Genomic DNA, 13,861 nt, shown 5'->3' with positions numbered 1-13,861 from the left:
ATGTCTGATCAAAAACGACAAGTAATTCTGCACGATATGTGTCTGCGTGATGGTATGCACGCTAAAAAAGAGCAGATATCGGTGGCGCAGATGGTAAAGGTTGCCACGGCGTTGGATGAGGCGGGAATGCCCTTTCTGCAGGTGACCCACGGTGCGGGCTTGGGGGGTAATTCGCTACAACATGGCTTTGCACTGGCCTCCAACGAAGAGTACATCTCCGCTGTTGCCCCACTTATGAAACAGGCCAAGGTCTCGGTGTTACTAATTCCGGGGCTCGGTACCATGAAAGAGCTAAAGGCGGCTTACGAAGCAGGGGCGCGCAGTGTGCACGTGGCAACCCACTGCACCGAAGCCGACACCTCGCCGCAACATATTGCCTATGCGCGAGAGCTGGGCATGGATACCTCCGGCTTTTTGATGATGGCCCATTTAAACAGTGCCGAGGGTTTGGCTGTAGAGGCCAAAAAAATGGAATCCTACGGCGCCCATACGGTTTATATCACCGACTCTGCCGGTTACATGTTGCCAACGGATGTAACAGAACGGGTAGTAGCGTTGAAGTCGGTATTAAAGCCCGAAACTGAAATCGGCTTTCACGGCCATAACAACCTGGGTATGGGTAACGCCAACTCCATTGCCGCTATTCAAGCTGGGGCATCGAGAATTGATGGCTCGGTCGGAGGCCTGGGTGCCGGTGCCGGCAATACTCCGCTGGAGTCACTCACCGCCTGTTTGGAGCGTATGGGTATAGAGACGGGTATTAATCTGTTTAAGCTTATGGATATCGCGGAGGATATTATCTTCCCGATGATGGAGCATATTGTCCGGGTTGATCGCGAATCTCTAACCTTGGGTTATGCTGGTGTCTACTCCACCTTTTTGCTGCACGCGAAGCGCGCCTCCGAGCGCTTTGGTGTGCCGGCACGGGATATTCTGGTGGAGTTGGGCCGCAAAAAGATGATCGGTGGTCAGGAAGATATGATTCTTGATACCGCGATGACCATGGCCAAGGAGCGTGGTTTGCTTAAGGCAGTGGGTGCTTAAGCTGAGGTAAGCGGTATGGCCAATTTTCAAAATGAGCTGGCGATCGTTGTCGGCGCGACTGGGGACTTCGGTCAAAAAATTGTTGCCAGCCTTTTGAATAAAGGCTTGTCGGTAATGGCCGTGGCTCGTACCGAAAGTGCTGTGCGCGATCTGGTGGCGGAGTCATCGCAATTGATTGGCTGTGTTGCCGATATTGCCGATGACCGCGCCATTGCTGCTATCGCAAGCAACATAGATCGTCCAGTGCGGGCGGTAGTGCATGGGCCAGGCGTGGGGGTTGCCGGCGGTATATTAACCGCCCCGACAGAGACCATGGTCGATGCGGTTAATATTAAAGTCGGCGGGTTATTGCGCCTGGTGCGGGCGGCGGATGCACAATTTACACAGCGATCTCGAATAATCGCCATTGGTGGCCACTATGGTCTCGAGCCAACGGCTTATGCCGCATCGGCGGGTGTGGCCAATGCCGCCTTGGTAAATGTGGTGCGACAGTTGAGCTTGGCCTATGGCGCCCGCCAAATTACGGCCCATACGATTATTCCCGGCCCGGCCGATACCGAGCGCCTGCATCGGGTAGCTGCCACCCGGGCCGAGCAGCGCGGTGTGAGCCTGCAACAGGTATTAACAGAGATGCGCAGTGAATCCAGTCTCGACGCTTTTACCACACCGGAGCAGGTGGCTTGGGCGGTAACGACTTTATTGGAACCTCAAGCCGATGCCATGACCGGATCCGCATTTATGCTCGATTCCGGCCGACGCAAAGGTCTGCCCTGAGTTGAGGGGGCAGACCTGACCGACCAACGAGGTGTTCCTATGCCAATTGTACATTTTCATGTTTGCCAAACAGAAGCCAGCGAAGAGCGCTGTCGGCTTCTGGTTGAGAGCGCTTGTCAGATCTACGCGCGTATCTTAGATGCCCCCATAGAGCGGGTACGGGCATTTATAACTGTCCATAAACCCTACGAAATGGCTCTGTTGGGAAGATCGCTCCACACCGGTGATAGTGGTGCCCCTTTTTTTGAGGCCTACGTGTTGCGCGGCCGTACGCCAGCCCAGCGACAGGAGTTGATGATGAGTTTTACCGAGATTCTATCGGAGATATTGTCGATCGATAAATCCGTGGTGCGAGGTCGGTGTGTGCAGGTAGACCCGGAGGATTGGTGTATCGCCGGTTACCCGGCAGCCGATATCAGAAAAGATGAGATAGAAGCAAGGCAGAAAGCGATCTCTTAACTCTACCTTTGCTTGAATCATCGACGTAATAACAATAATAGTGCGGAGTTGACGACTTGGAAAAGCACACCATTTACATTGTTGACATCGACAGCGGTGCGCACGAGGCTTTCTGTTGTCGCAGCGACGAGTCGATACTGTCAGCCCTCTACCGGTTGGGGCGCAAGGGAATTCCCTCCGGCTGTCGCGGCGGTGGCTGTGGTATCTGCAAAGTACAGATTATATCGGGGGTCTATCGCCGTAAGCCGATGAGCAGTTGCCATATCTGTGATGACGATATCGATAGTGAGTGTCTGCTGGCCTGTCGGGTTTTTCCGGATAGTGATATCCGGCTGCAGGTGGTTGGTAAAATGAAATTCAAATTCGGCGGCCTGGAAGCCGCTATGGGGCTGCAGGATCACAGCTCCGCTGGCAAGGCGACGGTTAGGTTATCCTGATGCTGTTACACGCTCTTATTGCTGAAAATATTTAGCTAGGAGTGGTATTGATAAACTTGCAGAGTAATCTAGTCGTTGTCACGTTTGGCGTTGCGAGAGAATTCCCTTACCTTCTCCAAAAAAGAGAAGAGCAGGGGGGATTGGTCGTCTGCCCGATAGATACAGCTTAAATCGACCTTGGCGCCGGCTGGCGCTTTTGAGATGGGCAGATATTTCACGCCGGTTAATTTAAGTGCAGCAGCGGATTCCGGCACCACACAGACCCCAAAACCACCCGCTACTAACGAGACGCCAGTAACCGCATCGCCAACTTCATGGGATATCGTCGGAAACATTTTGGCTTCGTGAAATAGATTAAGCAGCTTGCCCTTAAAGTTGGGTTGCCCGCGGGAAGGGTAAATGATGAGAGGGTGTTTATCCAACTCGGCAAAATCAACGTTCTGTTGTTGCGATAGGGGAGAGTTGGTATTGACCGCGAGCAGAAGGTTTTCCGAAATAATAACTTCGGATTTAATATCGGGTAACGGCATTATGATTCGGTTAAAAGCCACGGATATTCTGCGCTGGCGCAACGCTTCTATCTGATCGCCTTTGCCCATTGAGTGCAGAACGATTTTTACATCCGGATAATCACTGCGAAAACTGAGTAATATTCTGGGGATTGTGTCGAGTATGCCCGATCCAAAGATGGCGACATCCAGCCTCCCCAGCCTGCCACTGCCGGCTCGTTGAGCTCTTTCGGTAGCTTGTTCCACCAGCGAAAAAATATTTCGCGCCTCCTCCAGAAAGATAGTGCCCGCTTCCGTTATCTCCATTCCCTTAGGTGTTCTATTAAACAGCTCAACACCCAGCTCCTCTTCCAGTTGATGGATCTGCCGAGTCAGTGGTGGTTGTGAGATGTTGAGCGCCGTCGCCGCGCGGCCTATGTGACCCTCTTCGGCAACAGTTATGAAATAACGAAGCTTGCGTAGATCCATGGAGCTGCTCTCTTTTTTCTTGAATACTCTAAAGGTATTGAAACCTTGCGTCAAATGTATTGGATGGGTATGGGCTAGCTGAATTAGAGTAATTCTTGTCAGCGCAGAGAGATGATATTTTCGCGTGATTTTCTAAACCCGACCAATCATCTCACTAATAATAATGCCGATGTTTAATAGCGGCGCTAGCACAAAAATGGCCCAACGATGAATAACAATAAATTGAATTCGAATGGCTTCCGACTCAAGCCACTGTGGCTGCCCATTCTGGTGGGTGTTCTGACTGGGTGTGAAGCCTCGCTCGATTTAACCGGAATTGAGCAAACCACAACACAAGCCGTTCGCAGAACGGATCAGATTCAATCGGTCGCCGCCAACCAGGCAGTACAAGTCGCGGTCGGCAACAACGGCTTGATACTGCGTCGAGAGTTAAATCAATCCAACTGGCAACGTCAGGAACTTCCATCGGAGAGCGGCTTGATCGACCTGGCTGTTTGCCCCGATCAAACGTTCGTTGCTCTCGGCTTTGATCAAACCGTCTGGCTTGCTCCGAGTGATGGCACTAATTGGCAAAAGGTGGAGTTGCCGACCTCGGAAAATTTGATGGATCTGACCTGTGCTCCCGACGGTTCAATTTGGGTGGTGGGTAGCTTCTCCACTCTCCTGCACAGCAGCGATAGCGGCCAATCTTGGGACGAGTCTTCTCTCAATGAAGATGCTTTTCTCACCTCAGTTCAATTTATTGATAAAGAGACAGCGATTGTAGCCGGCGAATTTGGCCTCTTGGCCAAATCCACTGATGGTGGCCAGCAGTGGCAGCTGTTAGATCCCATGCTGGATGATTTTTACCCGCAACAAACCTGGTTCGCCAATAAATCAGAGGGTTGGTCAGTGGGCCTGGATGGAGTGCTGTTACACACCGACGATGGTGGCAACAGTTGGCAGTCGATGGTCACTCCGGTATCTGCTCCGTTGTATGGCATCGTCTCAGATGGTAGTTCGCTCTACGTGGTGGGAGACAACGCGACGCTATTAAAGCAAATCGATGGCCTCTGGCAGAGTGTGCCGGTCGAACTGCCTCCTGTTTTTCTCCGGTCGGGTCTTGTTGCGGATCAGCAGCTGCTTTTGGTTGGTGGCCAGGGCTCAATTTTAACACTGGCTTTATAAGTGTTGTGTGGTGGTAAAAATCATGAATAAGAAATCCGCGAATAATCATAAGATTACCCATTGGCTGCACCTGTTCGAGACTAAGGTGTTTGAGTATCCAAAAATCATATTGGGCTTAATAGCACTGGTTGCTATTTTCTTTGCATTGCAGCTGCCCAATTTAAAAATCTATTCAGATTTTGCTGATCTTCTCCCGCAAACGCACCCTTACATTGAATTGCATAATGAGATCAAGGAGTCGTTTGGTGGGGCCAACGTGATTATCGTTGGTGTGGAATACACACAGAGTGATATCTTTAATAACGATGCCCTGGCTCGTATTCATCGGGTGACGCAGGCAATAGATTCACTGCCCGGCGTCAATCATAACCTGGTTACCAGTCTGACCCACCGAAATACCCGTAAAGTGTGGTTAACCCCCGAGGGCAATTTAAACTCCGAGCCCTATTACAATCCTGAACAGACCAATCAAACCGATGCCGCACTGGACTCACTAAAAAGTGATGTCATTGCTGATGCCCGTGTCTATGGGCCACTGGTAAGCCCTGATATGCACATGGCCTTAATTAAGGCACAGTTGATTGAAGGGAAACTCGATTATGCCGAAACCTTTCGACAAATTCGTGCGCTGCAGGAGTCTGAGCAGGCAGAAGGGGTAAAAATACATGTGACCGGCCAACCGATGTTGGTCGGCTGGAGCTACCAATATCTTGACCAGATAATTGTGATCTTCCTGTTTACCGGATTGATTATGGTCTCTCTGTTGATCTGGTATTTTCGCAAAGCTTATGGAATTTTAATTCCGCTGGCCGGGGTGATCGTCTCCTCCATTTGGGGGGTAGGTATTATCTCTCTGTTTGGCTACAACCTGGATCCGCTCAGCCTGGTGATTCCATTTCTGATCTCAGCGCGAGCTATGTCCCACGGGATACAGCTGGTTGAGCGCTACTATCAAGAGTTAACCACCCACGATAATCACCACCTGGCTGCCAGATTGACCTTTGAAAATCTGTTCAGACCAGGAAGCTTAGGTGTGGTTTCTGACGCTATTGGGTTGTTGCTTATCGCAATTGGCTCGATTCCCCTTAACACAAAAATGGCCCACTACGCGTCAATCTGGGCATTGAGCATTATTGTTACCGTCCTGCTTGCCGTGCCACTGCTGTTGTCGGTGCTGCCGAAACCGAAAAATAGCCAGGCAACACATAATATTTTCCGCCACGTGGGTTCTCTGTGTGCGGATCTTATCAGCGACCAGAAGTCGGCCAAACGACTCTTGGTTGCCGGCCTGCTATTAATGGCCGGTGGGCTCTATTTCTCTTCGAAAGTTGTGATTGGCGAATCCGAACCTGGCTCGCCAATATTGTATCAAGATCACGAATACAACCTTGCGTCCAAAGCGATTAACGATAGTTTTCCCGGTTCCGAGGAGATGTATATCGTTGCCGAAACGGACGAAAAAGGCGGGATAAAAAGACCGGAAGTACTTAAAGCTTTGGCCGATCTGCAACGGCATATGTTACTCGATCCAGAGGTTGGTGGGGCCAAGGGTGCACCAGATCTGGTCAAGCAGGTTAATCGCCTGTTGCACAACACCGACCCGCGCTGGTCACAGATACCCGACGATCAGTTGTATGTCGGTGGTTTGATGTACACCTACATGATGTCTAATCCAATACCCGGTGCCCTCAATGAATTTATCGACACCGACGAACGGGTAGCGAACTTGGTCTTCTATTATAAGGATCATCAAGGGGAGACTATTCGCCGGGCGATCTACGCAGCAAAAACCTGGATCGCAGAAAACGAAGGTAAGGTAGAGGGGTTAACCATTCGCCTGGCGGGTGGCACTATTGGTGTGATTGCGGCACAAAACGAGGCGGCTTTTCAGACCAATCTGCTCGTTCTGCCACTGGTATTTCTACTCATTTTTTGTTCCGTCACTCTTTTCTACTCCTCGTTCTTGGCAGGCACCATGATGCTTGGTGCCATGTTCTTCGCCACCACACTGACCTACGCCTACATGGGCATCGTCGGTATGGGCATTAACTCCAATACGGTACCGATTATTGCCGTTGGTGTGGGTGTCGGTATCGATTACTCCATTTACATGATGGATCGTGTTCGGGCGGAAATGGTGCTCTCGCACAGCTTGATTGCGGCGGTCCAAAAAGCGATTCGCACCACCGGCTTGGCGGTGAGCTTTACCGCTATAACGTTGATCGCGGGCATTGTTATGTGGGTGGTACTTTCTGATTTGCGCTTCCAAAGCGATGCGGCCCTGCTGCTGATTGTGATGGTGGTACTCAATGGATTGTCTGCGCTGCTGTTAGTCCCCTCATGGATATTGATATTCAAGCCGGCCTTTATTACCAGCGCCTATAGCGATGAGGACGGAGTTATCCATGGTTTGGCGGATGCCGATTCCAGCGCTGACTCGGATGCTGCGCCTTTAACGGAAGCGACCTCTGCCACCTGTTTAAAAAAAGCAACAGCCTAAATTATGTAGCTGTATAAATTTAGTCATTACCATAATAATAATGAGGTATCCACAATGTCGAAATTAATCACTGTGCAGCGAAAGCCACTGTCGCTGGTGTTGTCTGCATTAACTTTAACCATGGCAAATGGGGTCTCGGCCGCGGATAGTAACCTTGAGGTTTTTGCTGAAAACGCAAGTTATTACCGCGACGAAGTTGGCCTTTCCAAGTTTCGCAACACTCTGCAGCTGGAGTTTGAATCCAAATTTAGCAGCAATTTGTTTCGCTCTATTTCTGTAAACGCCATTATCAGGGGAACCTACGACGGTGTTTATGATATGAACGATGATGAGTTTGGTGAGGATGTCACCTACCAGTACCTGGGCGAGGATTGGCACTCCAGCGATGTCTCATCACCGGTAATTCTGACGCCCGGTGTTGCGGTTCCCTGTGAAAACGACACGCTGCTCTGTCACAATTTGGATGGCTATATGGACCAGGATAGCAATGATATCCGCTATCCAGATTTCAACGACTCCTATGATTTTATCCGTGAACTCTACGTTACCGCCGATACGGTTGTAGGTGGTGACGATATTCTCTCATTCAGACTGGGTAAACAGCAGGTGGTCTGGGGTAAAACGGATCTGTTTCGGGTATTGGATGTAATCAACCCGGTCGATTATTCCCGACACAATATTTATGACGAGTTGGAAGATATCCGTATTCCGCAGTGGATGCTGAAGGTGGATTGGCGTATGGGGGCCAATAAGGTTTTCGATGATTCCAATTTCCAACTGGTGTGGAATTTTGATGAATTCCGGCCGAGTAACCTGGGTACCTGTGGTCAATCCTATCGTATTCTGGATGCCGGTTGTTTCTTCTCTTCCTACGTGAATGCCAGCTACTTAAATGCCGTATTGGGTTCCATGGGGTTGCCAGCACTGTACGCCGGCAATGTTCCGATTATCCACGATGTGGAAGAGCCGGATTGGAATCTCTCTAACACTCAGGTGGGTTTAAAGTGGGAAGGCGTTTATGGCGATGCCACCTTTTCCCTCAATGCCTTGACCTATCGTCAACAGTTACCGTCACTGCATTTCCGTCCCTTCGCAGAAGGTTTGCCGATTCCAGCCGCTGATGGTGTGTTCGATATTGTATTCCCGCGGGTTAACCTTCTGGGCGGTGCTATCGATTACTACTCCATGGCAGCTGATGCCGTGTGGCGGGTTGAATTTGCCTATACCGAAGGCGAAGAGTTAGCGCGTGATACGGATGGCCACAAAGAGACTGAAATGGCCCGCTATGTGATCGGTTTGGATAAAAACCTCGTAATTCCGGCGCTGGGTACACAAAGCGCCTTTTTGATATCGGTGCAGCTCTTCGGTGAACATATTCTCGATTTTGAAAAGGATATGCCGAATGAAGAGGATAACTGGATAGCGACGATGTTGTTTAAAGGTTTTTATATCAACAACCGTTTAAGCCCGCAAATTATTCTGGCGCACGATGTGGGTGGCAAGGCTACGGCGATTGCTCCGAGCATCTCCTATTTGTCGGGCAATCATTGGCTCTTCAACCTGGGCTTAAATATTAAAACCGGTGGCGATGAGACCTTCCCCTGGACAGTAGCGGGCGGTGCCAGCGTAACCGAGCCGCTCTCTCGATTTACCAATGGTCCAATAGGGGTTGCCAATAATGAAGACGAGGTCCAACTGACTATTCGTTACAGCTTCTAATGCATAAATATAAGACTAAGTGATAGGTGTACTCATGTTAAAGCTCAAACTATTCGCCGTAACCCTAGCGGCTGCGGTATCCATCTCGACTCAAGCCGCCGAGATAAGCGAAGAGGTAATCAATAACTCTTTTCACCCCTATAAAAATGGGGTTCCCTCATACCCTGGTTTATCGGTGGGGATGACGATCGATCAGAGCAACGTCGATCAATTTAAAGAGATTCTCGACCCTGCTATGTACCAATTTATTAAGGCGGGTGACACCTCTATCACGGTGGGTGAAACAACCTCCTTTGATCTTCACCAAAGCTATGTTGATGCCACCCGCAAATACTCGGCGGGTGTTACCTTGGGGGCGGGCAACGGTGAGTTGTCTGAGACTGTCGCCGGGCGGCCATTTCCGGAAGAGCCCTCGTTGGATGATCCTCGTGCCGGGGAGAAGTTGGCCTGGAACTTTAAATACGGTTATAACTGGGGCGATTCTGCCGCGATCAAACCCTTCTATTGGGTTATGCGCAATATGGACTCCGGTAAAAAGGAGCGGACTTTGAAGTTCAACTTTAACTTTTTGAACTACACACATCGCACCACGCAAGAGCCGTTACCGAAAATTACCCCCAATCCATCGAATCTCTTCCGTGGTACCTACGCAATGGTGCTTGAGCCGTTTGATGTTAAAAATACTCAGCTGCTCATTCACCGTTTTGAAGATGACACAAAATTGGATAATGCCTATCTCTACCTCGGCTTTCAACGTCGAGTGCGCCGACTCTCATCCGGCCAAACCACCGATGCCTTTTTGGGTACGGATCTGATGATCGAAGATTTCGAAGGCTACAACGGCCGTGTTAGTGATATGCAGTGGAAGTTTTTGGGCACAAAAAACATATTACTGCCATTTTATAACCACAACGATCTGACTTCATTTGATACTGAAATTCACCAGAACGACGAGGATGGATTTCAGATGGTGGCCTATGGTGGTAAAGGCGGTTGTTTCCCGGAGGTTAGCTACCAGCTCAGAAAAGTCTATGTGCTGGAGTCTTCCCCCATTGATAAAAGCCATCCCATTAGTAAACGGCTACATTTTATCGATGCACAAACCTTCACCATGCCGCGCAACGTGCTGTATGACCGCAAGGGCGATATGTGGAAGTCTTTCACCATTGGTCAAGCGCATCCGGACCACCACCTGGCGATCAATAAAGGTTCGGGTGTCTCTATCGATGATGCGGTAACCATGATTGATATTCAGGCCAATCACTGCACCACGGCGCAATTTAAAGGGATTGTCGATCCAAGCCTTAGCCCACTGGATAAATTTACCGTGCAAAATATGCGCACCTCGGGCAGTTAATTGGCGAGCCAATCGATGTGATCTGTTCTGCTGTCACCGTCCTCTTCTGCGGCGGTGACAGTAATCTCACCGTTACCATAATGATAAAAATAGGGTGGCAACTAATGACCGAAGTAATCGCAAAGGAAAACCCCAACTATTTTTTACGCAATGCCTGGTATGTGGTGGCCTTGTCGAGCGAGGTTGATACGCAAGCGTTGTTTAGCCGTACCGTAATGAACGAACCTATTGTTCTTTTGCGGGGCGCTAGTGGCCAGATTTCCGCGCTGCAGGATCGTTGTCCACACCGTTTTGCGCCGCTCAGTTTGGGTAAGCGCAAGGGCGATAACATTGAGTGTATTTATCACGCACTGGAGTTTAACGCCGTGGGTGAGTGCATTCATAATCCTCACGGTAACCAGCGGGTACCCGGTGCTTGTGCGGTTAAGCGCTACGCCACCGTCGAGCAGGATGGTTTTATCTGGTTGTGGATGGGGGAGCCTGAGCAGGCGCAGCTGGCGCTGGTGCCTAACAACAGCCTCTATACCGAACAGCCGGAGACGGCGGTTGGCCATGTGTATATGTACAACCGGTGCAGCTACGACCTGATTATCGACAATGTAATGGACCTCAGTCATGTCGACCACCTGCATGGCCCGTTAATCAATACCGCCGGCAAACTGAGTGAGCAGATCCCTAAGGTAAGCGAGCCCGATGATAACCGGGTTCATATTCGATGGGACTGGATTGCCGACCCGGCGATGCTGCTGTTGCGCGAGCATCTGCCGCGGCCAGAAGATAAGGCCGATCAATTTGTTGAGGTCACCTGGCAGGCGCCAAGCCATATGCATCTGTGCGTTGGTGCGGTACAGGATAGCCCCCATTTCCATCGTGACGGAGCCGTGCTTTACGACTTTCATACGGTAACCCCGGAAACCGAATCCACCACCCACTACTTCTTTGCTTCTTCGCGCAATTACCTGCTGGGTGATGGCGACTACAACCGTGCGAAAATGGCGGGTATGACCGAAGCATTTACCCAGGAGGATAAACCGGTTATCGAGGCGCAGTTCAAAAATATGCAGGGGCGTGGCTTTTGGGAGTTAAAGCCTGTAGTCCTCTCCAGCGACGCCGGTGGCTTGCGGGTGCGGAGAGTGTTTGAGCGCATGCTGAAAGCGGAGCAGGCGCCCGTGGAAGGTGGAGTGTAATGCAGTTTAAGAGGTCCCAAAAGAGGTGTGCATCTGTTCTCTCTTGAGGCAGATGGCACTTCTGTGCTGGCTTAGCCCGGAATATTCCGGGCTTTTTTTGTCGGCACGGTTATTCACTGCTTAAGGGCAGTTTTTGCAAACGGGATAAAAATAATTTAACCCCTTTTTTCTGTTCCACACCAACCGCGTAAAGGCTGGCCGGCGTGGCTTGCCAGTCGCTTAAGCGCGCGGCCTGGTCGGCGGTTGCGGCAATGGTTTGACCGATGGCAATACCTTCGGTGATGACTCGTACCGGGCCGCCCTCCAAGTTGAACAGCTCTGGCTTAATCACGTAGAGAATGGCCGCTGGGTCGTGCAGATAGAAGCCTTCCTCGACCCCGACCGAACGGTAGAAATTGAGATAAAAAGCGCTGATTCCCTCCAGAAATTGGCCGGTCGTGGGGTTTTTCTTGGTAATGGCGGCGAGGTCTTTCGGGCCCACCACCAGCTGCGTGGTTACATCCAAACCGATGGCTACCAGCTTTTGCCAGGGGGCACCAAACACGACGTCAGCCGCGTGCGGGTCGCCGATGATATTGGCCTCTGCCACGGGGGTGACATTGCCGGGGTGGTGGAAGGCGCCGCCCATTAATACCACCTGCTTGATGCGAGACGGCAGCGTTGGGTCCAGCGCCAGTGCCAGGGCGATATTGGTCAGTCGGCCCACGGGCACCAGGGTTAATTCCCCGGGGTAGATATGGCTCTGCTCAATAATAAATTCGGCGGCGGTCAGGTTTAACGGTATTCGGTCGCCGGCCAGATTCACCGGGTAATTACCCAGTCCGTTGGCGCCATGGACAAAATCGGTGGGTGGCCCTTCCGGCAGTACCAGGGGTTTACGGGCCCCCTGCACAACCGGCGTGGCCACCTGCAACCGCTGGGTTAAATAGAGCGCATTGCGGGTGCTGTTTTCGATGGTGGCGTTGCCAAATACGGTGGTGATGCCCACCACCTCGAGCTCCGGTGAGGCGTGGGCCAGCAGTATGGCCATGGCATCGTCAATACCGACGTCGGCATCAATGATAATCTTCTCAGGCTCGGCCCGGGTGTGGGCGGCAACCAGAGCCAGCAGCAGTGCCAGCAGGGCTGCTTTCGTGCGCTGAGTAACCTTGCCCGCGCTTCGGTAACAACAATTTAGACGATCAGTCATGGCTGAGCTCCTCCAGTACGGCAAAGAGTACCTCTGCCCCAATGCGGGATACTTCGCTGTCGTAGATGTGTTCGACATTGACCCCTTCCTGGCCCCCGGCCAAGTCGCTGATGGCACGAATGATCATCCAATCCACCTCGTTAGCGTAACAGACCTGGCCCACGGCGGCGGACTCCATTTCGGTTACCTCGGCGTTGAAGACGTCGCGTACCCATTTGCGGTACTCGCGGTTATCCAGAAAGACGGAGCCGGTGACGCCATTGCCTCCCACACTTAATACGGCATCACGCTCGTCCAACACCCGCTGGGTGGGCATGCTGGCGATTGCCTGCTGAGCGGCCTTGAGCAGGCGCGGCGAGGCGCTGAAGTAGGGGGTGTCCTGGGGTTTATCCAGGCCGTCTTTGATTACCACCACTTCATCCGGGTGGATAAAACCGATCGGTTGATAGTTGGGAACATTGGGGTCGGCGGCGCGGCGGGCGGGTTGCTCCGCCAGAAAACGGCGGTAGTAGTCGGGAATCAGGTAGCTGCCGGGCTCTGCCGGGTCGGGGTTACTGTAGACGCTTTCATCGTGGTAGTACCAGCGTTCGGGTACGATCACATCCCCGGGTTGCCATTGGGGGTTAACTGCTCCGGCAATGCCCATGTAGACCACCTCGTTGATGGGGAAATAGTCCAGTGCCATCTGGGTGGTCATGGCGGCATTGGCGATGCTCATGCCGGTGGCAAAAATGAGAATGGGCTGGTCGTGGAAATGGCCAATGCGGTAGGTGACCCCTTTAATGGTTTCGATCCGATCGATGCCGGCATGGGGCAGGCTCTCCAAGGTGGAGAGAATACCCTCCAGTTCGGGGGCGTAGGCCACCATAACGGCGGTGTAACCGGTGGGATCAGCGGCCTGTTCGGGGGTGGTTTGGCAGCCAGTGGTGGTAATGATAACAACGGTGAGTAAGAACCAACGAGCGAGGGATTTCATTCTGGGGCCTGTCTTACGGGGTTAATCGAAGGGGCGTGGCAAGCTTGCCTGTGGTCGAAAAGCAATATGTATGCC

12 protein-coding genes are annotated in these 13,861 nt (G+C 51.6%); 9 read left to right on the top strand and 3 right to left on the bottom strand.

The genetic code is table 11. The features are described from left to right. Genes dmpG through SBL51_RS09420 form a run of 4 tightly spaced genes read left to right on the top strand, consistent with a single transcriptional unit; the run spans position 1 to position 2,714 of the window. The gene (gene dmpG, locus SBL51_RS09435) at positions 1–1,044 is read left to right on the top strand and encodes a 4-hydroxy-2-oxovalerate aldolase (RefSeq protein WP_317930668.1); all 1,044 of its coding nucleotides are present in this window, start codon (positions 1–3) and stop codon (positions 1,042–1,044) included. Positions 1,045–1,059: 15 nt separating this feature from the next. Next, the gene (locus SBL51_RS09430) at positions 1,060–1,818 is read left to right on the top strand and encodes an SDR family oxidoreductase (protein ID WP_317930667.1); all 759 of its coding nucleotides are present in this window, start codon (positions 1,060–1,062) and stop codon (positions 1,816–1,818) included. Positions 1,819–1,857: 39 nt separating this feature from the next. Next, the gene (locus SBL51_RS09425) at positions 1,858–2,277 is read left to right on the top strand and encodes a hypothetical protein (protein ID WP_317930666.1); all 420 of its coding nucleotides are present in this window, start codon (positions 1,858–1,860) and stop codon (positions 2,275–2,277) included. A gap of 56 nt (positions 2,278–2,333) precedes the next feature. Further along, the gene (locus SBL51_RS09420; protein WP_317930665.1) at positions 2,334–2,714 is read left to right on the top strand and encodes a 2Fe-2S iron-sulfur cluster-binding protein; all 381 of its coding nucleotides are present in this window, start codon (positions 2,334–2,336) and stop codon (positions 2,712–2,714) included. 68 nt (positions 2,715–2,782) lie between these two features. Here SBL51_RS09420 and SBL51_RS09415 read toward each other — a convergent pair whose 3' ends face one another. Continuing rightward, positions 2,783–3,691, bottom strand: coding sequence for a LysR family transcriptional regulator (locus tag SBL51_RS09415; RefSeq protein WP_317930664.1), 909 nt, complete (start codon positions 3,689–3,691; stop codon positions 2,783–2,785). Between the two features lie 207 nt (positions 3,692–3,898). Here SBL51_RS09415 and SBL51_RS09410 point away from each other — a divergent pair, with 207 nt between their 5' ends. From SBL51_RS09410 to SBL51_RS09390, 5 genes are all read left to right on the top strand, one after another. Beyond that, a complete protein-coding gene (locus tag SBL51_RS09410; protein ID WP_317930663.1) occupies positions 3,899–4,858 on the top strand; it encodes a WD40/YVTN/BNR-like repeat-containing protein in 960 nt (319 codons plus the stop codon). 22 nt (positions 4,859–4,880) lie between these two features. Further along, positions 4,881–7,358 carry an efflux RND transporter permease subunit gene (locus tag SBL51_RS09405; protein WP_317930662.1) on the top strand — a complete coding sequence of 826 codons (2,478 nt, stop codon included), beginning with the start codon at positions 4,881–4,883 and terminating at the stop codon, positions 7,356–7,358. Between the two features lie 54 nt (positions 7,359–7,412). After that, positions 7,413–9,077 carry a DUF1302 family protein gene (locus SBL51_RS09400; RefSeq protein ID WP_317930661.1) on the top strand — a complete coding sequence of 555 codons (1,665 nt, stop codon included), beginning with the start codon at positions 7,413–7,415 and terminating at the stop codon, positions 9,075–9,077. Between the two features lie 34 nt (positions 9,078–9,111). Further along, positions 9,112–10,434, top strand: coding sequence for a DUF1329 domain-containing protein (locus tag SBL51_RS09395; protein ID WP_317930660.1), 1,323 nt, complete (start codon positions 9,112–9,114; stop codon positions 10,432–10,434). Between the two features lie 104 nt (positions 10,435–10,538). Beyond that, positions 10,539–11,621: an aromatic ring-hydroxylating dioxygenase subunit alpha gene (locus SBL51_RS09390; protein ID WP_317930659.1), complete on the top strand. Its 1,083-nt coding sequence runs from the start codon at positions 10,539–10,541 to the stop codon at positions 11,619–11,621. A 109-nt stretch (positions 11,622–11,730) separates the two neighbouring features. On the opposite strand, the gene SBL51_RS09385 is transcribed toward SBL51_RS09390, so the two are convergent. Together SBL51_RS09385 and SBL51_RS09380 are read right to left on the bottom strand one after the other, a co-directional pair. Continuing rightward, positions 11,731–12,810 carry a nucleoside hydrolase gene (locus SBL51_RS09385; protein ID WP_317930658.1) on the bottom strand — a complete coding sequence of 360 codons (1,080 nt, stop codon included), beginning with the start codon at positions 12,808–12,810 and terminating at the stop codon, positions 11,731–11,733. Then, complete coding sequence (locus tag SBL51_RS09380; RefSeq protein ID WP_317930657.1) at positions 12,803–13,786, bottom strand: 5'-methylthioadenosine/S-adenosylhomocysteine nucleosidase; 984 nt, start codon at positions 13,784–13,786, stop codon at positions 12,803–12,805. The genes SBL51_RS09385 and SBL51_RS09380 overlap by 8 nt, the downstream gene beginning before the upstream one ends. Positions 13,787–13,861: the final 75 nt, after the last annotated feature.

This window comes from Halioxenophilus sp. WMMB6, from assembly GCF_033283405.1.
Lineage (GTDB): Bacteria > Pseudomonadota > Gammaproteobacteria > Pseudomonadales > Cellvibrionaceae > Halioxenophilus.
This window is presented reverse-complemented; position numbering and strand designations above follow the sequence as displayed.